At 51.4% G+C, this 26316-nt stretch carries 15 protein-coding genes; 6 read left to right on the forward strand and 9 right to left on the reverse strand.

Annotated features, from left to right (window positions below):
- Positions 1-369: 369 nt before the first annotated feature.
- Both ACRYA2_RS16150 and ACRYA2_RS16155 read left to right on the forward strand, forming a co-directional pair.
- Positions 370-2040: a hypothetical protein gene (locus ACRYA2_RS16150; RefSeq protein ID WP_433630308.1), complete on the forward strand. Its 1671-nt coding sequence runs from the start codon at positions 370-372 to the stop codon at positions 2038-2040.
- Between the two features lie 436 nt (positions 2041-2476).
- A complete protein-coding gene (locus ACRYA2_RS16155) occupies positions 2477-3610 on the forward strand; it encodes a glycosyltransferase family 4 protein (protein ID WP_433630310.1) in 1134 nt (377 codons plus the stop codon).
- Position 3611: 1 nt separating this feature from the next.
- Here ACRYA2_RS16155 and ACRYA2_RS16160 read toward each other — a convergent pair whose 3' ends face one another.
- Positions 3612-4946 carry a glycosyltransferase family 2 protein gene (locus ACRYA2_RS16160; protein WP_433630313.1) on the reverse strand — a complete coding sequence of 445 codons (1335 nt, stop codon included), beginning with the start codon at positions 4944-4946 and terminating at the stop codon, positions 3612-3614.
- A gap of 267 nt (positions 4947-5213) precedes the next feature.
- Entirely contained in the window at positions 5214-6860 is a 1647-nt protein-coding gene (locus ACRYA2_RS16165; RefSeq protein ID WP_433630315.1) for a sodium/phosphate symporter, read from the reverse strand.
- 956 nt (positions 6861-7816) lie between these two features.
- Here ACRYA2_RS16165 and ACRYA2_RS16170 point away from each other — a divergent pair.
- Both ACRYA2_RS16170 and ACRYA2_RS16175 read left to right on the forward strand, forming a co-directional pair.
- Positions 7817-10249 (forward strand): FtsX-like permease family protein, encoded by a 2433-nt coding sequence (locus ACRYA2_RS16170; protein WP_433630318.1) that lies wholly within the window; start codon positions 7817-7819, stop codon positions 10247-10249.
- 107 nt (positions 10250-10356) lie between these two features.
- Entirely contained in the window at positions 10357-11061 is a 705-nt protein-coding gene (locus ACRYA2_RS16175) for an ABC transporter ATP-binding protein (protein ID WP_433630320.1), read from the forward strand.
- Between the two features lie 890 nt (positions 11062-11951).
- On the opposite strand, the gene ACRYA2_RS16180 is transcribed toward ACRYA2_RS16175, so the two are convergent.
- From ACRYA2_RS16180 to ACRYA2_RS16205, 6 genes are all read right to left on the reverse strand, one after another.
- Positions 11952-12314 carry a DsbA family protein gene (locus ACRYA2_RS16180; RefSeq protein ID WP_433630553.1) on the reverse strand — a complete coding sequence of 121 codons (363 nt, stop codon included), beginning with the start codon at positions 12312-12314 and terminating at the stop codon, positions 11952-11954.
- Positions 12197-12610 (reverse strand): thioredoxin domain-containing protein, encoded by a 414-nt coding sequence (locus ACRYA2_RS16185; protein WP_433630560.1) that lies wholly within the window; start codon positions 12608-12610, stop codon positions 12197-12199. The genes ACRYA2_RS16180 and ACRYA2_RS16185 overlap by 118 nt, the downstream gene beginning before the upstream one ends.
- Positions 12611-13395: 785 nt before the next feature.
- The gene (locus ACRYA2_RS16190; protein ID WP_433630322.1) at positions 13396-16434 is read right to left on the reverse strand and encodes an FtsX-like permease family protein; all 3039 of its coding nucleotides are present in this window, start codon (positions 16432-16434) and stop codon (positions 13396-13398) included.
- Between the two features lie 3 nt (positions 16435-16437).
- Positions 16438-17628, reverse strand: coding sequence for a DUF1616 domain-containing protein (locus ACRYA2_RS16195; RefSeq protein ID WP_433630324.1), 1191 nt, complete (start codon positions 17626-17628; stop codon positions 16438-16440).
- A gap of 982 nt (positions 17629-18610) precedes the next feature.
- Positions 18611-19249, reverse strand: coding sequence for a helix-turn-helix domain-containing protein (locus ACRYA2_RS16200; RefSeq protein ID WP_433630326.1), 639 nt, complete (start codon positions 19247-19249; stop codon positions 18611-18613).
- 1124 nt (positions 19250-20373) lie between these two features.
- Complete coding sequence (locus tag ACRYA2_RS16205; RefSeq protein WP_433630328.1) at positions 20374-20640, reverse strand: DUF7344 domain-containing protein; 267 nt, start codon at positions 20638-20640, stop codon at positions 20374-20376.
- A gap of 738 nt (positions 20641-21378) precedes the next feature.
- On the opposite strand from ACRYA2_RS16205, the gene ACRYA2_RS16210 reads away from it, so the two are divergent.
- On the forward strand, positions 21379-22158 hold the full coding sequence (locus ACRYA2_RS16210; protein ID WP_433630330.1) for a helix-turn-helix transcriptional regulator: 780 nt from the start codon (positions 21379-21381) through the stop codon (positions 22156-22158).
- Positions 22159-22710: 552 nt separating this feature from the next.
- On the opposite strand, the gene ACRYA2_RS16215 is transcribed toward ACRYA2_RS16210, so the two are convergent.
- Complete coding sequence (locus ACRYA2_RS16215) at positions 22711-23109, reverse strand: DUF7344 domain-containing protein (RefSeq protein WP_433630333.1); 399 nt, start codon at positions 23107-23109, stop codon at positions 22711-22713.
- Positions 23110-24315: 1206 nt separating this feature from the next.
- On the opposite strand from ACRYA2_RS16215, the gene ACRYA2_RS16220 reads away from it, so the two are divergent.
- Positions 24316-26136, forward strand: a complete 1821-nt coding sequence (locus tag ACRYA2_RS16220; protein WP_433630335.1) for a hypothetical protein — start codon at positions 24316-24318, stop codon at positions 26134-26136.
- Positions 26137-26316 lie beyond the last annotated feature (180 nt).

Genomic DNA, 26316 nt, shown 5'->3' on the forward strand with positions numbered 1-26316 from the left:
CGCCGCTTCTGCTCGCTCTTGCAGTTTATTAGTAAGTTCAACCGGTAGCCTTACATGGGATTGTTTATCTGACATCGAATTATTGTTCTAACCCGTTAAGCATATTTTTTTGGATTAGCCTATCCGGATAAGTTCTTAACCTCTCGTCTTTTCCCCTATACTTCTAATAAAATTTATATATACTTACCAATCAGTATAATTTTAAGTTACTAATGTTGTAGAATAGTTTGAAAGAAACCCACTTCCTTGAGTCACGTATATCGTGATAGTCATTGCTTAAGTCGTATACTACGCTATCAATTGTCTGGCTAGATTCCTCCCGCACTCTGCATCAACGGATTCATAGTAATCGCCGTAGACACGTCAACAATGAACCGCCTTATTCGCGCGTATATATCTCTCGCGTTTGCACTGTTCGCCATTGGTGTTTTCGCATCACACTACTATAGTTCACTCTTCCTGCCGCTAACAATCCCGACAGCACTCGCCTGCTGCGTCCTCCTCATCGCCGCAATCCGAACGCCCCACTACGTGTCCGTCCTCACAGCAGCGATTCTCATCGCTGTCCTCCTCCGTGTCTACCTCTTCGCTGCCCCGGCCAGCCTCATTGGCATGGACCCCGACGCATACGCGGTCACCTCACAAACAATTGTCCAAAATGGCGACCTCAGCGGCATCCGTCTTGGATTCTACCGGCTGGCAGCAAGTTATCCCGTCTTTCTCGCTGCCACTGCACAGATAATTGGCCACACCACTACGGATGCAATGGTTATCATGCCGGTTCTTGTCGGCGTGATGGTTCCAATCGCCGCAGTAGTCCTAGCTCAGATCGGGTTTCAGTCACGACAGTCTACTGCTATCCTCACGGCTCCCGTTGCTGCGTTAGGAGCAGCGACCGTGAAACTCGGCTACTGGCCGGTATCGCACTCACTGAGCACTGTGCTCATCTGGATGGCGTTGCTCACCATCTGGCGCGCCAGTTCAGAACACAACGTCCGGCTGTCTGCGCTCGCGGTTGGGTTCTTGGTCGCCCTAGCGTCAGTGCACAAAGCAGGGGTTGTTATCGTTGGCGTTGCTCTCACCGCCACGTTCGTGCTAACTCTCACAGACAAAGTTCGTGGCCGTCATGCCACCTTCGATCTATGGCTAGTGTTGACGGTCGGAGGTGTTCTGTTTGTCATTCAGGCTCTCTATTTGACGGACTTCCTGCCGAAGCTCATCTTCAGCGCCATCGGCTTACGAGGGATTTCCTTTTCGTCGCTACCGTCGCCAACAGCGGCGTCAGTCGTAACCATCCCGCTCTCAAAGCAACTGGTAAATCTTCTCTTTGTCTTCATGTCTCTTGTCCTCGGCCTGATTGCCGGCCTCTGGATGCTGTGGAAGCAATCAGTTGGACGAGGTGGGCTTGGGGCAGTCTGTGCTGGCGCGCTACTCGTTGTTGTCTCGTTTGTCGGCCTTCCAATTGGAGTCGGAGGGTTCGCTCGAAACATGGCTGTGATTGAACCACTTGTAATCGGGCTAGTTGTCGTGGCGGCTGTCCGAATTGCACGGCGCACGTCGGCTAGCCATGTGCATGGCGTTGTAGGAGTACTCTTGATTGGGATGATAGCCACGCAAGCGGTTGCATCCCCAATTACTCCGAACCAGCCGGAGGATGTGCGGTACTATCTAAATAGTGGTGAAGTAGACGGTAAACAATGGATTCTCAACCATGCTGGCCGTGGCGTATGGATGGACGTCTACTATGGCGACGAGGCCATTGATATTCCCGCGGCGGCGGCAACGGAGAAGCGCTGGTATCAGCGTCCTCCTGTTCATCAACCCTATCTGCTACATGACGAATTGACGAATGCGACGCTGCCAGAGAAGGGCTATGAGACCGTGGCATTGCGCCATGATGTCGAGATATACCGGCTGGGGTCGCGGAAGTTCCGGCTTGAGTGGCGGCCGAATCGCGTGATGTCTCGCGAGTATAACGTGGTTTATCGGAATGGTGCAGTATCAGTATATGACCGCGCAAATAATTCGATGATAGGATGACTTATTGAAACCGTATCAACGCCGTTCATGACCTTGACACGCAAATAACATTGGTCCATATCCCGATTCCAGTGCTGTGGATTATTTCTCCATTGTTTGAGCCATCCAGTGGCTTACAGACGATGGTAATGAAGGCCGTGATTATCGAGGCTGTCCCACATTTGTGGAGGTTCCAGGTAGTGTCACAGGAGGTTAATCGATTCAGTGCCCTGTGGGACCTCAGTCTAAAACACGCACTAGGATGACGAAGCCGACTATATCATACGAGAGGCAACCATACCAAGCTCGCCGGAAAGAATTACCGAAGAACAGCTAGGACATGTATCATTAAATCCAGTATTTTCACTATTGATTAATCCTACGTTGTGAAATTCCTCAATATTTAACGGGAATCTAAATCACCAAGTTCATAATGAAATAAGTAGAGAACCTGAACATGGATATCGCTTACCTTTCACCATACGTCTACCCATTCTCAAAAGGCGGAGCAGAAAAACGAATTCACGAAATAGGATCTCGTCTATCCAATCGAGGCCATGACGTAACGGTGTATACCCGTAAAAGTTGGGAGGGGGCAGAAATTCAAGAGCATGCTGGGATAACTCTACAGTCTATAGGCCCTGACCGTGACCTCTATACTGATAAAGACGGTCGTCGATCAGTTACTGCAGCACTCAAATTTGCTATACGTGCTGCTATCCCGATAATACGGTACGGTGAAGAACATGATATATTGGTAACGCCAGTTGCACCGTATTTCCATGTTTTAACGAGTCAACTAGCAGGATCTCTGCAAGAGACACCCTTAGTGGTTACTTGGCATGAAGTATGGGATGACTATTGGTATGACTACATGGGCCGTACTGGCAGCATAGGGAAATTAGTTGAAGGCGTCGTTGGGAATGTACCGCATTCTCCTGTTGCACCCTCAAAGATGACTGCGCGAAAATTCCATGAACTTCCAGGAACCGATCAAAAAGTGACAGTTATACCAAACGGGATAGATACAACTCGAATAGAGGATATTGAGCCGAAAAGTGAGGGGTTCGATTTGTTGTATGCAGGCCGCCTCATAAAGGACAAGAATATTGATCTTTTGATGGAAGCTTTCAACCGTCTTGACAATGATGTAACTCTCGGAATTATTGGAGATGGGCCGCAACGTCGTGCACTTCATAAAAAGGCAGAGAATCTTGACTGTAGAGATCAGATAACATTTCTTGGATTCTTAGAGGAATATAATGACGTTCTTGCTCATATGCAAGCTGCGGATATATTTGCGTCACCCTCTGTCCGCGAAGGCTTTGGGATAACTTTTCTTGAAGCTATGATGGCTGATTGTACGGTCATTACTGTTGACCATCCTAATTCAGCTGGGAGTGAGGTTGTCAAAAACGCGGGTTTTGTCACTGCACCTACTGTCAACGCTATCGCAAATGCCATTGATCGTGCGATAAAGGGCGAGGAACCGCCAACAGATCCTATATCGCGGGCAAAGAAATTTGATTGGGACAGAATAGCTATCGAAACGGAGGAATATTTCCAAACTATAGCGAAAAACGACAACTAGCTTATGAAGAGGCCTTCTCGTTTAAGTCGGGAATTTGCGTATTCAGCGAGTGAAGGATTATAGCTGTGAAGCAAGCGAAGATTCCAGCTAATGTAAAAAATGCTGCAGTGATCGCCAGACCCATTGGGAATGTTTCTGTAGAAATGTAGTTTGCAAACGTCCAGTAACCGAATCCTAGGCCGAGGAAAGCACTTACGAAGCCTGGAATGCCAAGAGAGGTAATTGGACGGTCTTTTTCGATAGTCTGTAGAAGATTGCTTACAAGAATAAGACCATGTGCAACGGGATTATGACTACTTCCATCATCTACGTCATAATCAATCGTTGTCCCAACTTCTTCAATTTTGTATCCATGCTGGTGAGCATGGTAGAGAATATCAGTACTAGCATTCATATGGTCGCCAATATCTAGATCAGATGCCAATGACTCAATTGCTGTTTCATTATAGGAACGAAATCCACTTTGAGTATCCTTTACTCGCGACTTATTTTTTACTACACCCATGCTGATGTTTGTGAGGGAATTTACGACTGCAAGGCCGATACGACGGTACAGTGGCATCTCTGTCTTAGACCCTTCACCAAACCGACTACCAATGACGATCTCAGCATTCGAGTTGCGCTGTTCTTCAATTAACTTAGGAATATCAGATGTATCATGTTGTCCATCACCATCAATGATGATTAGATGTTGGACATTCCGCTGATCTGCCTCTTCGAAGGTAGTCTTAATTGCAGCCCCATACCCACTGTTCTCCTCATGTTCGACGACATTAGCACCGGCTTCACGCGCAAGTTCTGCAGTATCATCCTGACTTCCATCATCAACAACGAGCACATTATCCACATATTTACTCGACTCTGACACCACTTGGCTAATTGTCGCTGCCTCATTGTATGCTGGAATGGCTGCTAGTGTAGTAGTCGAAGATTTGCTCTCTTCTACTTCCGCTTCTGTTATTGCATCTATATAATAGTCGCTCTCTGCAAGCGCATTCTCACTCCGGTCGAAATCAATTTGCTTTGTACCCTCGTGTATAATGAGACCAGGGTATGATTTCGTTTTTGAATTTGTAGCCAGAATTCGTCGTAGTTCCTTTGAGTCCGGTTTCCCAATTGTCGGAGTGACTATTTCGGCTCCAAGTCGATCGGCAAACTGAACAGCCTCAAGATTTAGATCAGAAGAAATAACCAAAACGGGATAGTCCCGTTCCAAAGCTTGTAATACAAAGTGGCATATTTTCGAACTGTTTTCTTCCGTTGCGATAAGTCCAATTGCAGGCTTTTCTTTTTGGTCCTTCTCAAGCTTGTACGAGCTTTTATTTTTGCTAGGCATCGTTTCTATGTGATTATTTAATCACGAAATAATTCTCTTCTCTCATCAGCCAAACATCTAAATGGATGTTTTATCCACCCTCATAGTTGTGATAAAGCGTATTCAGTATAAAATACCATCATTCCCGAGCATAAATTACTTTCTATTCGTGCAATCGTCATTGATTATTATATATTATGTTAGGATAGAGGCCGAATAAATAGAGCTAAATCTATGAGAAAACGATCAATAAATGTCGGGCTCCTCATTAGGATTCTAACATTTCCATCATACATTCCCTCTACAAGTAGTATCTTCTCCACGCGGAATCGAAAGTACAAGTGGATCATTGCCGGAGTTCGAGTAAACAACATTGCGTTTTAAGTATATATTTTTATACGATTTCTTGCTGATTTTCTCTGGAGAAGCAGGAAAGAGTTGAGCACCAACCGTAGTCCAAGAGTGCTGAGAAACTATCGGGCAATTAGGCTCGGAGCTATTTCCATGCAACCAACTATAAATACCTTCTTCTGATGCGTTTGTTTTCGTAGGGTAGTATCTTAGCGATATCCTAGTCATATGACCGTCGCTTGTCCATTGGTCAACGTGCTTAGCTGCGAACGTTCCGGTCTCAAACTCTGATTGTGTTATTAATGGCTGGGCAGACGTTGCATGGAGTCCACTAAACGCAAGCGGGGCACTAGCGAAAGAACAAATGATAATACCCACACCAAGCATCATCCGAAAGGTGTGAGAACCTCGGGCTCGAGTCAATCCGACGCTCCCCAACCCTGCTAAAACAGCAACGGCGATATGAATGAAAATGTGACCCCGAACAGCGAGACCCTGATGTTTGACCGTGAGTCCTGCAGTTAGAGCGAAGCCGACAAGAGATAGAGTTCCAACGAGTAACGCAGCGATGGCGTAACCGACACCAGGAGTTTGTGTTATATAAGGATACCCCCAGAAAGCGACAATACCAATTACAATAATAGGAAGGAGGAATAGTAGAGTAAGCTGTTCTCCTGTAGCTGTTCCAGGGAAAATGGGCACGAAATAATTAACTATGACGAGGGCTCCACCTCCGAATAGCATCATTAGAGGAATCGATCGCTGAAGTCGTGGTTGAGTAGTTGAAAGCCAAACTGTGAGCAGCATGAGGGCTATAATCCATGCAATAAAGAGGCCTGGAGCTGAAAAAATTCGACTCACTTGATTTATTTCAGTAGCAGTATAATAGATGCCAGCATACACCCAAAGTCCGACAATAAGAACGCCGACAAAGAGATTTGCTCGTGTTGAGGAATCTCGATAACACAAGGTCAACAACGAAAAAGAGCTGAATGCCCCAATAATCGTGCTTAGATTATGCGTAAGAGGAAATAGAAGAAAGCAGAGGCCCGTTATCAGTATCCATGCTGGACGGGCCGTGATCAACGCATAAGCGAAAACAAACACACTCATTAGGACAAATAAGTGTCCAAGCCCCTCACTGCTTACTGCAGTCGAACGGCCGAGAAAAATCCCTTCTGTAGCAAGTACTCCCCCAGCCAGCAATGCTGCAATACGGATGTCTGAATTAGACCATCCGAGTTGAACTCCAACACGCCATGTAATAATCACCACAAATAGACACAGAGTGGCTCCAATGCATGCAATAAAGGTTTGAGAGATATAAAGGGGAGAGATGCCAGTTAGTCGGCTTATAGTCGCGAGAAGCATTGTAAATACATATTCATCCGGTTTAAGAAACTTCCAGAACATAGGCGCGTGATGGCGGGACAAAGTCTCATTGGCTGTTCTTGCGAAATGAAGCCCATCGACATTGAACGGCAGCGGACTCCAAAACAGCGGAATAGTCCGCATCGCTAATGCTACGGAATAGACGGTGATACTTACGAGAACGGGAGATCTGCGGTTGTTCACTAAATCCATCCTTTGATCTTCATTCTATCTTTGTGCAGATATACTATGAGCATTATTAATCTAACCGTCTTAGGTTTAGGAAGCTCGTGGTATCTTATTCTATTGTTCAAATATAATTAACTGCATATTTATTGAGGTAAGAAGCAGCCGGAAGGGATATAACGATGTGTGAAGTTAGTAAGAATAACGTGCAACAAATCCGAAGCCAATCTACCTTCTAGTGGATTTTCCTATGAGAAAGCTACGACACTCATCGTCTTGTATGAGGAGAGCGTAAGTGGGAAACAAGTACATATCCGCGGATCATCCTCTACAAAGCAATGAGAGAATAAGATATGGGATATAGGAGAAGTCTATCGCTCAGATGGACACATCGGGACTATCTAACAGTCGGAATTATCATTGTGACTGTCGCGTTTCTCTCTGGGACAACTCTGGTCCTGTTCGCCGCTGGAGCGCACACAACATCTACCTCAGACAGATATACCGATTCAATACAAACGACGAAATACGAGTCTTTGTCTGCCGCACGGTCGAATGCGAGTACTACCGATATCGTTCTCCCACTCGCAATAACTAGTACCGACGGTCCGTCCCGATATGTTGCTGGGGTCCCACGGGACGCGCCGACGATGCTCAAGGGAGCATCGGTATCGTGGCAGAAGGCCCGTATTCCGCCACCTCCAGATAAAAATGGCATTAAGGGGCCTGTTTCAACACCGACTCAGCAACGCTTTCATGGCCAGTCGGAAACCGTCGAAACCATTGTCACACCCTACACAGAGAATGACTCGATTTTTCCTCAATCCTGGTATGTGAGTGATACTACAACGGTACGAACTCTCGGTGTCACGGACGCACTTGTTATCAAAAGTGCGTCTGAAGCAGAACAATCAACTAAGGGCAGTACGCCAGAAGTAACGAGTCCTGGCCTTTTCGCGTTCTTCACGACCGGAATTCAGGGAATGCTGCAGCTCTTTCTATATGCTATTGCCAGTGGTGGATTGCTGATTCTGGTTATCATCTACAATATCACCCGGATGAGTGTCCGCGATAGACTTCAGACGATTAGAGTCATCCGTGCGACCGGCGGGGAACCCCGGCAACTCCTCTTACTCTTTGGCTTCCGTGCTGGATTGCTGACCGCCATCGGGACGATAGTCGGATACATCGTTGGAGTCGGCCTCACACGTGGTGCGACCATAGCTGCGACCGCGCTAGGAGTGCCGGTTACACTGAAGCCAACGCTCACACTGTCTGTGCTTCGAATTCATGGGCCGATGGTGGTGTTCCTCATCGTTGTGGGGACGCTTGGTGGTGTCGCCGCTGCGTGGCCTGCAACCCGAACATCACCAACCCAACTTGGGATCACGAAGACTGGTGGTAGTTCGTCAACGAAACAGGCAGACCAAGAGTCGGCTTCCAAGCTTCGAGCTCTCTTGACGCCGACGCTCCTACGGTGGCGTGCGTTCATTCCAGCGATGGCGACACTGACGATCTTCGTTACGATCGTGGTTCTTCTTGGGTCGCTTGCGGGGGTGCTTGCGCCACTTGCGTCAACGTCGTCGGGAACGATTAGTGAACCTGGGGTCTCTCATCCGATGGCCAGTCGGATTGATGCAAACTACACGACCGCATTGCGCGATAAAGGCATTACAGCGAGCCCAGAGATCATCGTCTCGCAAGTAAGAGGTGACCAGCCGTATTTGGCACGGGGTGCCAACTATACGGCGTTTGCAGCGGTGTCTGATGCAACACTAACCAAGGGACGGACTCCGCAGTCGAAGCATGAGGCAGTTATCGGGGAGGATCTCGCCCGGACGCTTGACGTCCAGGTCGGCGAGCAGTTACTCATTGGTGGGACGACGTCGCCGGCCATCACGTCGGTGACGATCGTCGGGACATTTCGAGCGCCGGGGCTATCGGACGACCAGCTCATTGTCCCGCTCGCGACAGCGCATGATCTCTCGACGAAGCCAGGGGTTGTCCACTTCATTCGAACGGACAAGGCTAACATCAATCTCAGCCGGTTCGCGGACTCGCGGCCGTCAGCTGGGAATGATATCATCGTTAGCGGGATTTCGGTCCCGGAGATCGTGATGCGTGGTGAGCCGTTCTCCGTGACAGTAACGGTGCGGAATCTCGCAGAGACGGAGAAAACACGTGAATTTACGGCTGAATTTGGCTCTCGATCGCGGAACCGGTCCGTAACGCTAGCGGGTGGTGAAACACGCCAAATCGAAGTGAATCTGACAGCGACGACCACGGGACCAGTTCCACTGAAGATTGGATCGCAGACGAGGACAATACGAGTATATGAAGAGCCACCATTAGCGGAGCCGAGTATTCCTGCAACGGTTCCGCCGGGCGCGAAGCCAGCAGTACTCATCCAGACTGAGGCTGATACGCCTGTGTCGAACGCGCGTGTCGAGATTGACGGTGTGACGGCGAGAACAAACCAGCAGGGGATTGCTGTGCTCCAAATGCCGTCGCAGACGGGCAACTATTCGCTGACCGTCCAAGCAGGATCGAGAACGAACAGTACACAGGTACGCGTAGCACCCGGGGCGCCTCGACGGGTGACGGCGACAGTAGAAACAACGCCGACAAACATGAGTGTCGTCGCAGAGCCGGAAGTGGAGGCCACGATTTACAACCCATGGAATCGGAGACTGACGAGATCGATAGCTATTGAAACGCCGGCACGGACAGTGCATGAAACAGTCACACTCTCACCGCATAGCGAGACAACGATCACGCAAAACGTTACTACTAATACGTCCAGTGAGCGGTTGACGCCTGGGAATTACACCGTCAAGGTACGAAGCAACGATCGGACGCTCGCCCGAGACACATTTACTGTCTATAGCACCGACCAACTGCTGTCACAATTAGCGGAGACCACAGACTACTCACGAGGGACCGGCATCGGGAATGCAGTCCAGAGTCTCCTTGGAAACCTCAAGTTCGTAATGGGCACGATAGTGTTCTTCGCAGGGCTTGCAACGATTGGTGGGACAGTCGCGACGTTCGCACAAGCCGTGCACGCCCGACGAGAAGCACTTGGTGTCTATCGTGCAACGGGGGCGACCCGAGGGAGGCTGCTCCGTCTGCTTCTGGTGGATGCCTGTCGTGTATCGATTCCAGCGATAGTCGGGGCGTTTCTCATTAGCTGGTGTGTACTTCAGGGGCTTGTCCTGCTGGACCAGCTTGTTGTGTTTGGTGTCCGTGTTTCTCTCTCGTTCCAGCCATTGTTTGTCCTCGGGATCGGCGTAAGCGCGCTCCTCTTATCGTGTCTTGGGGCCGGTATTGCCTCGTATCCGTATCTGACCACGGCACCAGCGAAAATGCGAGGACGACGCAACGACAGCCCGAAGACCGAATCTGATTCAAGCTAGGAGCGATACTCGAACCTGCTGAAGACCTTGTCCGAAGCCGACGATCGAATTCAGTTGTATTAGACTCGATAAAAAGTTATTGTCGACGAGGGCGTGGGTGCGTATAGATGACGAACAGTGTACTGAAGGCAGATTCTGTTACCGTCGAACGGGGGGGAGAAACGATTCTATCTGATATCTCGTTCACTGTCCCCAGTGGGGCCCAACTGCTGATTCAGGGTCCAAGTGGCGCCGGCAAGACGACGCTCTTTAACATCCTTGGCCTGCTCGACACTCCGTCGAGTGGAACGGTCACCGTCAGGGGAACGGACGCTGGGTCGCTACCTGAGCGTAAACGAGCGCGCATTCGACGGGAGACGATCGGGTTCATCTTCCAGGATTTTCAGTTGATCGATGATCTAACAGCACGGGAAAACGCCGCGCTCCCCCAGGAACATACTGGCGAGCGTGATGAGGAATGGCTTGACACTCTATTCGGAAAACTCAATATTCAGGACTTGGAGATGCAGTACCCGGCGACTCTTAGCGGTGGTGAAAAACAACGTGTTGCTATTGCACGTGCGCTTGCGAATCGCCCGGCAGTTGTTCTCGCTGACGAACCGACAGGGCAACTTGATCCTGATACCACTGATAACGTGATCGATCTCTTGCTCGGCCTCCAAGCAACAACGGAGACAGCTCTCGTCACAATCAGTCACGACACGCAATTAGAATCACTGTTCCAATCGATAGCCCGACTAGAGGATGGCGTATTAACTGATCCACGTTCTTCTTCTGAATCACCGCCGTCTATAACTCCAGATGAGCAGTGAGTGAACTATCAATATGAACTGGCCCTCTAGTTAGCAACGATATTCACAACTCACCCCGCTAGTATCGATCCAATCCGGTGTCAGACTATCCGTCGCGTCTCCTTGTTACTATCTAGTTTCGTGTTACTTGTATCGCCATAAAGTATTTATTTATACGGGGAGAAATCACAGATGGCGAGGGTCCCCGAACGAACGTTCGCGTCTGGCGCCATCACCAGAACCGGTTTGATATCCCTCCCTCGCCGCCCTCGTTTCCCCGTTTCAACCACCCACAAATAGTGAATGGTATAATCAACTACTCCACCCTACTCGCTCAAGATTGACGCTCGCTTGCCTGGGCAGGGAGTTGTTGCGAGATGCTTCTTCTAGCGTCTAGTCCAAGGACGAATGCTCAACAAAAGATGAACCCCAACCGGGTTTCACAGCCCGTGACTCAAGGGTGAAGTGACTGTCATCCGTCCGCGTAAGAGATGAGGCCGACGACAAACAAACCGCTCTCGACTGTTTTTGTGGCGTCGTAATCCCTGTTGGCCGTCATCCCCACTTCGCTGCAGGAAGAGAACGATTGAGCGAGATCTAGGAATCGTCGACTGGGAGATTCAGGACTTTGCGACAGAAGTCACCAACGGAGATAGTTTGTGAGTCAGAATCGTTGGCAGTGGACGTTGAGTCGGCGGACGACTGCTCAGTGCTACTCTCTGTCTCGTCGCTGGACGAGTCCGTCGAACTGGTTTCGTCGCTCGACGATGTATCACTAGTGGACTGTGTGTCTGTAGACGCCGACTCGGCAGATGACTGGTCGGAGGTACTAGTGGTTTCGGTACTCGATGAATCGCTCGAACTACTTCCTCCATCACTGGACGTGTTCGTCGAGCTGCTGTCCGTGTCACTTAACGAATCTGCGGAGCCGCTCTCCCCATCGCTGGACGAGTCAGTTGAGCTGCTCGTGTCGTCGCTAGAGGTGTCTTCCGAGGTGCTCTCCGTGTCGCTGGATTCACTCGACGAGGTGGAGATACGATTGCCGATCCAGTCCAGCAGATCCTCAGTGCCGTGGTGGGGGCAATCGTTTCGCCGTCAAGAACAAGCGTCGGGGTGAACGTCACGCCATGGTCATCAGCCGAGTAGCGATTCTGTTCTACGTCATCGCTGTACCGGCCAGAGTCTGCTCGATCGATGATGGTGCTGCGGTTGTCGACGCCGGCCGCCTGCATCTCCTCTTCCATTTCCCCGTATGAGACGTTCCCGGAGATGATGTCCGAGAACATGTAATTGAAGAAACCCCAGTAATCCTCGGGGAAACATCCCAGACGCCCAGCGCGGCTTGCGAGATAAGCGGGTCACTGTCGGAAATATAGTAATAGTCGCTGCCGTGCGAGGATGTTCCCGGCGGCTGGTAGACGAGTGCGCGGAACCGGAGATTGAAGTCTCCGGAGGTGACGTACTCGTTGAGTACCGCTTCGAGGTTACCGCCACGCACGAATTCCTGGGTGTACGGACACTTGAAATTGCCGTATAGTGTAGCCGTGGGATTATCTTTGTCCGTGCCCATGGTCGCATACGTGAGTGCATCTGTGTCGTCTAGGACCGGGGCACTGGGTGTTTCAGCTGCACTTGCAGGGACTGCACTGCCTAGGCCGGCGGCCGCAACTACGCCGGTTGTTTTTAGTCTGCAATAGTGCTTATGAAGAACGAGGAGAACAAAATCTGAATACTGAGCGCAAGCGCAGTGAATACGATGAGATCCTCCATCACAAGAGGAGAGAACCATCACTCACCTATCGGACGACCAAAAACGCCACGTACAGTCACCAGCAAACGCTACGACACCAGGTGTTTCTGTGTATTTAAGCCGGAGGCGTTTGAGAAGCCAGTCTAGTATTCTCTTTCTGTCTACAATGGAGGTCGTTTAGTCTCGAATTGGTTGACTGTCGTTCAGTCGTCTGCAATGATTTTCTTGTCTTTATTTGAGCAAGATGGTTTCACGGGGGCGCCGCCACAGGCGACGCATGCATATGAACCATCGACTGTCTCTACGACTGGTGCATTACAAGCAATACATTTGATTTTCGCTGACCGGGATTCTCGTGGGTATCGGGACATTATTGGTTGTCTTTCATCTAATCTTCTTTTACGCTCTCATACTATCAGTATAATTTCTCAGGTTCAATTTTATTACCCTTATTACTATATTAACTCGTCTTGAAGTACTATTTTCCAACTAGTCTTATAAAATCACTGGTTGTAGCATAGACTGTTATAGAGTAGCATCAGCTGATGGTCGACAATGATGATTTGAGATCGCTGAGGATGCCAATAGGGTTCTCCCCAATGGAGTTAATCTCCAATATCGCCAGGCATCGACTCAGTCTCGCCCTGTTCTCCATGGTGCTGGGACTGTCCGGATGAGCTCTGCAGGAGATTCACTGGAGATGTACGGATGAACACGCTCGTCACGAGAAACGCGCTCACAAGCATGACGGCAAATCCACCGATAGTGAGCCCAGCCAGCGTCAGTGGCGAAAGCGTTGGAACGATACGGACGCCATAGATGGTGAGATAGCCCATCATTGCAAGTAGTCGTGTTGCAAGGAACGCCAGCACAGTTGCGCCAATGACGGCAACACTCGCGATTTTGAATGCATCGCCGAGCACAAGCCGAAGCAATCGGCGTGGCGGAGCCCCTGTCGCTCGATAGACACCGAGTGTCCGTTGTCGAGCATGGATTGCCTGTGCGAACGTCGCCGCTGCGCTCCCGATCGTCATAAGACCAGCTAGCACAATGAGTACCCCAAATAGGATGTTGAGGTTCCCGAAGGCGGTTGAGACAGCTCGTCCAATGCCGGTGCTTCCTGTTTGCTGTCCGCTACTTGCTGCCGCTGCGACGAGGCGGTCACTACCAGTCACCGTGTAGTTCGCGGTTGCAAGGGCCTGACCACCAGTTGTTGCTCGAAGCGTATGCGAGCCAGGGGATTGACGGCCCAGCTGGAATGTGACCGTAGTCTGATTACGGGGCGCGACAGTCACTGTACGCGTCCGCGATTGGCCACTAGCCGTCAATTGGACCGTTCTCGAGAGGGTCTGATTCCATGGGTTCCGCACTATGAGTGTTGCCGTCGGCCGCGTCACGATACTTGGCTGTGGCGGTGACAGCTGTAATCGGGCGGTGAGCTGCCGTTGGCTGTTCGGCGTGACCCGAATCGACTCCGTGAGCGACCGGTTCTGGTACTGGACTTGAATTTGTGTGCGGCCGGCTGCTCCAAGCGGCAGTTGGACGGTCCCGTTCGGCCCTGATGTCACAGTGTCCGTCCCAACGCGAACAGTGGCGTTCTCAACGGGTGTCCCCTGAATCGTCTGGACCTGCACGCGGGGCGCACTGTGTGGTGGCGCTTCTGACGGTACGCCGCGAAGTTGCAGCGCCTGTGGTGATCGAACACGAACTGGCTGCGTGTGCGATGCGACGCGGAGCGTCTGGGCGCCGCGAGCGGATGTCGGTACGCGCATTGTCACTGTTCGCTGCTCGCTCGCGTTGAGCGTGACTGTCTCCGTCACTGTTGTATTCCCGAGCCCCACCTGCAGCGTTCGTGTTGCTGGTTTTGGTGCGAAGTTCTGGACGCGGATATGGACCGGCACAGACGTATTGGATGCAACCTGTTCCGGTGCCGTGATGCCGAGCACACTGATCGTCGGCCCCTTCATTTCGAGGTTGTCGACTGGCTTCTTCGTCCGAATGAACTGGACGGTCCCCTGGCGTTTCGTTGAAAGGTGCTGTGCGACCGGGAGTGAGACTAATAGCTGGTCGTCGACCGCGCCAGGGGCAGTGTAGGTGCCGACGATCTGAACCCGTGTCATGCCGGGGTCTGTGCTGCCGCCGAGCGTGATCTGGTCACCAACAGAGAGACCGAGTGTCTTCGCGAGATCGTCACCGACGACTGCCTGTCTTTGCTGCCGTGGTGGATGACCCTGCGTCAGTTCTGCTTCGGACACGGCTTCGAACGCCGTATAGTTGACGCCGCGAACGACGACTGGCTGGCCATCATGCATGGAGAAGACAAGGATTTCCGGGCTTGCAGCGATCCCATTCTCGCGGAGTGTATCGGCAGACTGTGCTGGTAGACTACTGGCGACTGGATGGACAGCACCTGGTTCCGTCAGTGTCGATCCCGTTCCCATCAACAAGGGTGCCAGCATCCCGGCGAGCGAACCAACGAGAATTACGACTGTCGCAAAGACAGCCAGCGTTGCCATACTCGGAACAAGGGCCCGCCAGTCAAGCAATCGCAGCCGGAAGAGAGCGCTATCACCAAACAGTGAGCCCGACTCGCCGACCTGCGTTCGAGCGACGGTCTGCTGTAGTTGCGCTGGGGGACGACGAACTGCTGGGAGCGCTGCCAAGACACCAGACAGAATGCTGAGACCGCCAATACAACTGTATACGATAGCGAGTTGGCGAGCAACGGCGGCAGTCACACGAACATTGAGTGACGTCGGCAGTCCGGCGAACACCGCCACGTTGACCGCCGTATTCGTGAGAATAACACCAAAGGCGTAGCCGAGACAGAGGCCAACGCCAGTCATTGTGCCTGCGCGCACGACGAAGATCCGTAGGACTGCTCTGGGTGAGGCTCCCGTTGATCGTAGGATGCGAATTGTTGGGAGACGGTCGCGGACGCTCATTCGGGTGACGCTGAAGACGGTGACGCCTGTCAGGATGCCACCGCCGATGCTCGTGATAGTGAGCAGTGTAACGAGGCTCTGAGCGCCCTGGACAAAGAACAAGAGGACGGACTGGAATGGGACGCCGTGTTGGGGACCAGTCGCCTGGGACGGTGAGGCTGTCGCCGAGATAACGAACGCGCCAGTTGGTCCGAGTGTCGAGACAGTCGACGTATTTGCGATATACCACTGGGACGGGAAGACGCTCGATTGCTCCGTACGGGGTGTGACGGACACAGTGACCGTAGCGTCTCGGCCCTGTAACTGCTGTACCGTCTGATTGTGGACCGTCCCAGCGGCAACACCTGTGGCTGGGGGTGTCCCTAGTGGAATGCCTGTTGTTCGCTGGAAGGCACCACTACGCTGTTTGGGTAGACCAACAGCCAGTGTCTGGCTACCGTCTGGCTGTGTGATGTTCGCAACGGGAACGACAATCGCACTCTGTTCGGTGGCTGCCCGTTCACGTGCCTCCTGTGGTGACTCGTAGTATGTTGCTGTGCCGTTAGCAGTGTATTCTGTCGCGATTGCCGTCGTTTGGTTGCTTGCTGCACTGAGGACGAGTGTTGTGCCAGTGAGAAAGGCGACGGTGAGGGCGATGACGAGAACAGCCAGTTTTTCTCGACGTGACCATCTGCCAAGCAGGCCCGAACGAGCGTTCATCGCTTACCCCTGACCGACGGTAGGTGCCGGTGAGAGCCCTTGGGGCGAGCGGTGACCGAACTGGGGAGAGGGTTGGGCTGTGTGCGCCGGGGGAGTGAGACGTCCGTCAGGTGAACGGCTGTTCGTCTGTGGAGTGCCGTCTGCCGCAGTAACGTTCACCCAGAGGTGGAGTTCGCGATATGCGGAGTTGGCGCTCGGATTCGACGGTACATTGCCGCGATACAGCAAGTACTGCAGCCGCATCTCTTGTCCCGTCAGCGACGGCGATATTGTGTGATTGCGTCGCCATGTCTCGTTCGAGTCCAGGGTTGTATGGAAGCGCTTTAACTCGCGTTCTTGCAGGACAGAGATCGAGCTATTTGTTTTGTTCACCCGTTGTAAGAGGACGACCACCGAATACTGTGTCTGCTCGTGCTCGTGGTTCTGAATGCCAACGTAGAGCGATTTGGGCTCGCCCTCTGTGAAGTTCGTCGGATAGTCGTCGGCGACGAGGTCTCCTGTTTCGTTCTTGGTGAGGAGGTAAAACTCGGAAAACGACTCGCCTTGCTTTGGTACTGCGACGGCATAGATCACGCTCGAGGTGGCGAGCAGGAGACAGAGGACAAGCACGACATTGAGCACTGCATCAGCGCGTGTATCAGGTGAGAAGAGCTCGGCTCGCGTTGCGGCCCCCCACTGTTGATATGGTACGGAGAACCGCTCATCTTCTGGGAGTTCCCAGCGTCGCCACGCAGCGATAGCCGTCATTGCGAGCGTGAATGCGCTGATCGTGAGGAGGACGGGAATGAGTCGGATTCCGAATGGGGTGAAGTTGAGGATGAGACCGAGCAATGGAACGATAGCAATACTCGTCCCAAACGAGAGTGCGACGCGTTCAAGTCCTGTAATGCCCGTTCCAATCGACGGAAGAACGGTTTCATCGTTCTCAGACGGGTCTGTCGCTGCATCCGTGTCCGTGGTCTGTTGCTCAGGGGTTGTGGAGGCCTCGGGAAAGAGGGCGGCGATGAATGCGTAGCCTGGTGGAAAGAGAACGAACGGAAGCCCAATTGCCGCGCGAATCGGTGTCTCGTTGATGCCCGGTACTAAGACGACGAAGCAGGTGAGACACACGTAGCCGATGATTGCAGTGAGGTCTGCAGGAAGACGGCGGAGAGGACTCGGGACCAGTAACCAGGGATCAACGTCAGTCGCCATTCGTAATTATCTCCGTACTTTTCGGATAAAAAACCCTCGAAGGAACGATTATAGCGACCTGGGGTTCTATACTTGCCACCGGAATGTTCCTGCTGTACCCCATCAGCGATACGCGGTGACTGAGTGCTACTTACTTGCTATTTATGTCATCGAAACGGGAAGCCTCGGGGCTTGACCCCGAGGCGATAATAGTTCTTATGCGCCGCCATCAGGAAATTCGTCGCAGTGGTTCTCAATCGTCTCTAACAGGGGTCGGATTTCATCGAAGTTCGGACCCTTGGTGATCGCGTTGCTCTCCTGATTCCATGTAATGAATCCTGCTGCGTCCAGTCGTGGCAAATGGTTGTGGTAGAACTCAGCTTGTGAACTACTCCCACCTACCGCATTCGGGCTTACCCAGCCCTCACTTGTTGCGGTGGGGGCTTCCTGTTTCTACGTCAGAACGTGCAGAAACCGTTTCCACAGCGGTTCCAGACTCCGCAGGCGACTTCCCGTGACAGGCGGTTCGGAGTGTCCCACTCCTACCGGATGGACACTCAGCTACCACGTCCGATGCACGCTTGTTGTCGCGTTTGAACACCGGACGCATTGGAGTGAGTGTCTTACGACCTAATTCGACTGCCGAGGTAGTAAGGCTATGGCGTGCAGTGAAAGTAACCAAAGACGGTGGGTGTATCCCCTCCCTACTCGCTTGCGTCGCTCGCTCCTTGAGGAAGGGGGCTTACCCGCCTGCATTTCAGCTAATTCGTCTCGTTCCTTCTCCCCTACCTGTAGATTCTCAACGATGGCCTTATCGATATACTGTGGATTGTGCTCATGCAACGTAACTAATAAGCGCCGTCGATGTGTATTCGCTACTATCTCGAACTGCGTCCCCCAGCTCGTTTTACTCATTGCACGTCAGCCGTAAAGACAGGGAGAAAAGAGAAAACGGTCTGTACACACAAAGCGTTTATTACCCGCCGGAAACCGAAGCAAGAGGTCAATTAAACAGGTTTTCGAGGACTTTTTCGATACCGCGCCAGAGGCGTTCTGAGAACGCTTGCTGGCTAATGTCGAGTTCATCTGCCAACGTCTCCATTTGGACTTCGCGCGGGATTTTGAAATAGCCGCGCTTGAGTGCCAGGACGACCGCCTCGCGCTGTTCGTTCGTCAATCCGAACATCCGCCCACGTAGCTCTTCCTCGGTCAATGTGTACACGCGTTCGATATGAAGCCGAATTTCGTGGTCGGTACAGTAATTGTAGAACTGGCCGACGTGATCGTGGTCCAGAAATCGGAGAACGAAATGCCATGCCGCGTTCCCCGTCCCCTCAAGAATCGTCCCTTCTGTTTCAATGATGCCTACCATGAGATCCTCTTGCTTCCCGGTCCACTCGACCTTGTAGAGTGACTGCTGGCCGAGAGTATCGAGCCGCGCAAGATTCTCAACGTGTTCACTTTCGTCGACACTGACCTCCAGTCCTTTTTGATCCGGATCGACAACCCAAAAGAAGGGGATGACGGTATTGTTAGCGGGAACGATCTCTTCGAGTTCAATACGGACATCGCCGGCCCCAGACAATGCCCGGCCTAATGCTAAGTCCTCCTTTTCAATGGTGAACTCAACGATGACACTCATAGCTTCAGCACGCTCTCAAGAGACGTAGCTGTTGAGGGAGGACTAACTAAGGAGCAATTCAGCGGCTCGAAAACAAAGAACGATAAACATGGTCTCCTGAACGTCACACACGCCAAGAGCAGGGTCTCAAGACCAACCACCCCCGAATATTGGAACTAGCAGCAAACGAGTATCTCTCCCCTCATTAGCAATGGCTCTACAGATGATACAGCAACCGATATCGAGGCCTCCGTTGCGAAACGATGTATTCGACAGAATTGGTGATAGAGTACTGCTCAATCGCCTCCGTGTCAAGCCCTATGGTGTCTGCTTCGACAACATTTGAATTTCACGTCGCTCTCCTTCTGTTCCGATCGAGAACGGAAGCGTCTTGCAGGAAGATTGTGCTAGGTTTTCTAGCAGGTTGCTGTGTCTTCGCCGTTGTTCTCACCGAACGGCGCAAATCGAATACGGCAGTGGTTACCGCAGGGCTAGACGTCTGTGACGGTAGAGAAGGCATCTTTGTCGGTTGCAACGGAGCGTTGTGTACAGATGTACATCACACATCAGGATCCTTCAGCGTCACCCCATTCAGCCACGTATCTCTGATGTTCTTGCACAGGTGTGCCTTCCATGTGGTCGCGATTGGCTATACTGATTAGGGGAAGCCATCGAAGTGGCGACATTTTGTCCTCTAAGCGGACCTTTTCAGTACTGCCAGCGTATATTCGACTCGCAGAGATAGTCGTTCCCTATCCCAGGGGCTTGGTAGTATAGAACAAAATTCTAGAATCGTGACTGGCAGGAGTATGGGACCAAGCAAGCCAGCAGTCACTATTCGGTTATTTCTGTTTTTTCAGTTACTACTCTGGGTTGGGGTTCTTCTATTTGTGTGGGTCGCTGCAAACACCATGCTGTGAACACGTCTTATCCCTGGAGGACGACCGCGAATTCTTCGGAGCTTACCTCAACGTAGAACAGAGTGGACATTCGGCTGCGGAAGTTGACACACAGGATAATCGAACGGCCAAGCAACAATATGCAGGTCAGCATGTGCCTCTAGTGAGCGACAATAAGCAATACGATCGTGCTCGGATTGGAAGCGTCGGAAAGAGCTGGTCTTGGATACTACTGGAGCGGTTTAGTTAGCATTGCTCTGCTAGCATCTGTATGAGCGGACGGAGGTCCTCATAGTGAGGGCCCTTCTGCACCTGCTCTGTTTCCTCGTCCCACTCGATGATGTCTGCATTCTCCAACTTTGGTAAGTGCGAGTGGATCATCTGGATTGTGAAGAGGTCAACGTCCTCACTGTTACTGGCCACATCAACGGGAATCAGCGATTGGATGTTGACCTGCTGGTCCTGTTCAAGCAAGGTGATCAGCAGGTGCCGGCGATACGCGTTCGCTAACACGTCCAGATAGAAATCGAGAGAGTGCCGACGGAGAGAAATCCCCTCTGTCTGTTCTCGGGTATCCCCGCTCAGGGAGCTGCTATTTTATACGAGGATAGACAAATATTAATAAATGGGTGGTTATTTTGATATAGAAGAGGGAACTCAATATGAGGTAGTTGGGGAGGAGAAGTTGGCGAGCACTTCTTGTTGACCCGGGTCGAGTAAGGACTACTAGTAATTGTGCTAATAGGAAAGAGACTCAAGGCGGCTGCATCCCTAACCTACTAAATGGTTGACACAGGTAGTGTCAACATATATTGGACCGCTACAGATAGCCACTATTTATCATAGAATCATGGTAGTGTATAACAAACATGGAGGGGGTGCTAAATGCTAGCAGTATGGGGCCAAGTCACTCAGCATTCACCATTCGGCTGTTTTTGATAGTTCAGTTACTACTCTGGGTCGGACTCCTGTTAGTTACCTGGATGGCTGCAAGTGCCGTACTGTGACTCAATGACCAATTCTTGACTTCACTACCGGGCAAGTACAACAGTTCTCTTGTTGAATCTCTGTTCTCTGCAGCAAGGGCAGGTGGAGGATGAGAAGTGACCGATGGCCGGGTATCTGCATTCGCGCGAGGAGCCCGCCTCCCTAGTGAACCGCCTTGGGGTCAAGCCCCACTGCATTCGCCTCCGTCTGTAAATCAAAAAATAGTTAGAAAAGATAATGACGGCGGAGTGGACAAAACCGGCTATGAAGAAAGACAGGCCAATAATCGAATACGTGCTCCGATCTCACGCACGTACGCAGGTACTGTTAGCGGTGGCCGAGGACTGTGACTCAACCCAGGCGCTGCTCGACCGCGATCTCGCCAGTAAATCCGCAGTCTACAATGCGCTTTCTGAACTCCAAGAGCAAGGGTTGATTTATAATCCACGTTCAAAACGGTGGTCACCAACAGGGACAGGAACAGTCGTTACCGACATGATTAACCGACAGCGAAAAACGGAATCAGTGCTCGCAACAGATCCGGACTACTGGCAGACCCACGACGTGACCGTGTTACCGCCAAAATTCCGGACACGCCTCACAGAACTTGCTGACGGCGACGTTATCCGAGCAACCGAGACGCGACCCGCCAATGCCATCTGTGAGGTCAAACAGTGCCTCACAAAGGCGAATTCGATCGACGCTATCACACCGGTCTATAACGAACGGTTAGCCGATGCAGCCACGGATGCCAACATAACACGAATCATATTCGACGAGGACGTTCTCGAAACCCTTGTTGAAGATCCGTCTGCAGAGGACATCAATAACCCTGAGCTGATTCGTGTGACTGAGGTCTCATTTGCGATCACCATCACTGATGACTGTCTACTGCTTTCACTGCCGACGTTAGACGGTAAATACGACCCTCAGACAGAATTCATCGCCGACTCTAATGCGGCACAACAGTGGGGAAAAGACCTTCTCGAACACTACTGGACGTCGGCACAGACACCTGAACAGTATCTGTCGGTCCCTATCTAACCCGAGATAAGCCAAACAAGGCCATCAGGTGGCTATGCTATCCTAAGAATTCGTGCTGCGGATGTCTCATTGAATGCAAGACCGCTACTTCCGTTTGTAGTAAGAGCAAGTACCTGATAAGATGACATCTGGCCGTAACCTGCATTTTTCATAAGTTCGTGGGTATATTATGCAGTATCGATGTACACTCTGCGAAAAGCAGTTCTCGCGGTTCCAGTCTGCTGTTTACCATGTTCGTGACCAACATGATGAACACCAGGGTGTTATCGAGGTTCAAGAGCAGGATTGACAGCCCTCTCCGCCTAAAGGCAGAGAAATCCCGAGCGTGGGATATTACGGTTTGCAGTCTCCCTGTTCTCTCGTCTGAAACGACCCACTCTCGCGGTCGAAGAGGAAGAGAGAAGTAACGGCTAGTTGGCACAGCCATCGGCGCCCCTATTTGATTTAGACTGTGAGAACAGGTTATGTCATCAAGACACAATATTTCAATGGCGGTTGGGAATTCTCGCTCTTCAACGCGAGGTGAACGCTAGAATCATCTTGGTCTCCCTACTATCGTTCTGGTTGGATTTCATTGATTAGATCAACATCTCCGTCAATACAATCTTCTATAATTGTGTTGAATTTTGTCTCAGAGAGGTCCTGCAGAAGCTGTACTGTGTCTTGTTCTTGGGTGTATTCAAGGAGATTTGCTGCCTCCATCTTTGGGATATGGCAGTGGTACAGATCAAGATAGATTTGCAGAATATCTTCTCCCGGAATTTGAGTAAGAGTTTGGGCGTTGTGTTCCAACCGCGCTACTTCGTCGGCGAGATCTGCAAGCGCGATCGGAGTTTGGTATCTCTCAAGGCAGTACAAAGCATATCGTCGCCGTTCGTTTGATAATGTCTTCAAGAGAACGTCAGAGGTCACCTGTTTGTCTTCGACAGGTTGAGAGTCATTGCCAGTCATGCAGTCCGCTATAGCATTTTTCGCATTCACTTATAGTATTACTTGTTGATGCAATTTAGTATACAAAGGAGTGGTAGTTGGAGGCTCCGATAAAACGAACAACGAACTCGTTTGACATTGCTCATCTCAGACCCTCTATTCAGTAATAATCTAATAACCTATGATTTAGGTGGTAAATGAGTAAAAAACCCTAGGCCTCTGCTATTGATTTTGTAATGTATCGAACGCGATTCCTCTCCGCCGTAAACGGTGGGAAGTTCCTCGCTACCGCAAGATGAACAGATAACACCAATTCTGCCGTTACCACAATATTAAATTTATTGGAGATAGAAATGCAATTGTCGGGCGATGCCGTGGCATTGGCGTCCACCCGATACTGGGAACAGGAATATGCGTCCGTTCACAGGACGTGGCCCCCAAACCACGTTCCTTAGATAGTATGGCTCCTCCGTCGATCGCAGCGGCAACTGCGTTATACCAGAGAATACACGTGTGCCAATGACTCGGTCGGAGATGGAGTCTCAGTGACCGGACCACAGCCCTAACACGGGAGTGAAATCGAGAGATTCCCCCGGTGTGTCGCCGGTTCCTGTGAGAGTGCGGGTTAAAACCTCGAAGGCCGATGGCCGATGTCCCATGGTGGGATGCCACGCCATTTACGGTGTGGAGGAGGTCACTTGGGAGTGGAGGGCCGAAACACGTTGGTTGACCGTTGTCAGATCATTGGGTCGTCGTTCACATCGCCGCCGAAGAGTGTTGCGAGTACCAGGAGCACACTGAGGCCAAGACTCATCGATTTGATTAGCTTTAGTGAGCTTGGTAGCGGGTTTTGCTGCCATTGAGAGACAGTTTTAGTTGGCATACAGGTAATCTCATAACTGCATCCAATGTCATTATAAGGTGATTACTGGCCAGAAATCACTGGTTACAGCGGGAATAGCGCGGATGCCCGGGATTTCATCATGGGATGGAGTACGTGGGCTTGGATCAATGTTTCTCTCCCCGGTCGGTCGGCATCGAAAGGCGTTGTCGGTGACGCATTTTTAACAGCGGTTTCCCTCCACAGGAAACTGCCTGAGGAGATAGAATTACAGTCAAACCACTATTTTTTGCTATGCACGATAGTATAGCTAACGCCTACTACAGCAGTATTGAGAGCAGGCAGCTCATAACAAAACATGAATCCGTCTTCTGCTATATCGCGTCATGGAAGAAACCAATAACCGTAGTAGCAAGGTTAAACGGAGAGGCTATCTCAAAGGAGTCGCCGCAGCCGGCATGGGTGCTGGTGTTCTTACCAACTTTGCCGGCCGTGCGAGCGCGCAGTCGAACGACGTAATGGATGTGGACGGGGACAGTGTCTACCTGCTCTTTGGTCTGGACACATCGTCGACCGACCTTGAGTCGTGGGTTGAGGACAACAAAGGCACCCTCAACGCGAAGTCACAGCAGGCGTCGTCAGAGGTCATCCAGTACCAGAATGTCTCCCAGCTGAACGTCAACCAGCAGAGTAACGCTGTCTCAATCTCCATCAACGGCGGTCAGGCAGAAGCCATCCAGCGTACGTACCAGAACAACGAAAACACGCAGGCTGGTAGTGCCCAGTCAATAAACGTAGGCACGGAGACGGAGAAGCAGAAGTTCGAGGGCGTTAAGAACGTCTACATCGTCTTCGCTGAGGAGACAGAGTGCCGGGAGTTCGCTGGCTGGGTTGTCAGCGACGATACATACGAGAGCGAGCAGACTGCTGAGGCGACGATCGAGCAAGACCAAGAGGTCGAGCAATTCAACTACAATAGTCAGAGTACTGCTGTCGCGATCGCGGAGGACAGTAGCTATTCCCGAGCGTACCAACGGAGCTACCAGGAAAACAACAACTACCAGTCTGCTGAAGCGCTGGCGGCAAACAGTGGTGATGGTGATTCCCAGACTGCCTCATCGTCGGTTATCCAGTCCCAAGACGTTACACAGGTCAACGTCAACGAACAGGGTGTTGCCGTTGCGATCGCCGTCGGCAGCGACAGTGTCGCAAAAGCATGGCAGATCAGCTGCCAGTATAACGTGAACCAGCAGATTGCCGATGCCACCGCGATAAACGTCGACCCGAAGTCGATTGAAGAGGTCACAGCGAGCGCTAAGATCGAGGCTGATGTCTCGGATGTCGAGATGACGCATTCGAAGGACGGGGACGGCCAGTCCAACCAGGTTGCGTCAGCGGACATCACGCAGGTGCAGAGGGTTGGTCAAGAAAACATCAACATGCAGAATGCGGCCGTCGCCGTTGCGCTCCAGGATAGTGAGGCGACGGCTACGCAGGCCAGCTACCAGGCGAACTTCAATGCGCAGGTCGCCGAAGCAACCGCAGTGAACGTCAATAATAGCCATCACGAGGCGTGCAAGGTGATGAGCGGCACGGACGCGAAGGGCGACGAATCCTGGGCGGTTGCTTACGATGATGGGACCCAACAGACGGCCAGTGTCGATATTACGCAGACGCAGGTTATTCAGCAGCTGAACGTCAACGAGCAGTTCAGTGCAGTTGCATTCGCTATGAACAACGGCAATGCAACGGCAGAACAGCTCAATTACCAAGTGAACGAGAACATCCAGGCAGCCGAAGCAACCGCAGTCAACGAAAGCGGTAGTGGGAACGGAAAGAAAGACCACGACGGTAAGAAGAAAGATCACCACGGCAAGAAGAAGAAAAAGAAGGGCCACCACCACGGCAAGAAGAAGAAAAAGAAGGGCCACCACCACGGCAAGAAGAAGAAAAAGAAGGGCCACCACCACGGCAAGAAGAAGAAAAAGAAGGGCCACCACCACGGCAAGAAGAAGAAAAAGAAGGGCCACCACCACGGCAAGAAGAAGAAAAAGAAGGGCCACCACCACGGCAAGAAGAAGAAAAAGAAGAAGCATCACCACGGGAAGAAAGGAAAGAAGTGCAAGAAGAAGAAGAAAAAGAAGTGTGGAAAAAGTGGGACTAAGCACAGCGATCTGTCGCTGAGCATGTTCCTGGACTTCCTGTAGGTAGCCTAACGGCATCACCTCCGTTCCATCGTTTTTGGCGAGAGTTTCCTACAGTAGTGAGATATTCAAGTACTGATTCGAGAGCTAGACGTTTAGAGATGAATTCTTTGAATTTGTCGCTTTAGCGGTTAGCTAATGGCCGATGAGACCAGAATAGGAGGCGCATCGTACGATTGCAGG

Source organism: Halomicrococcus pelagicus (assembly GCF_050954125.1).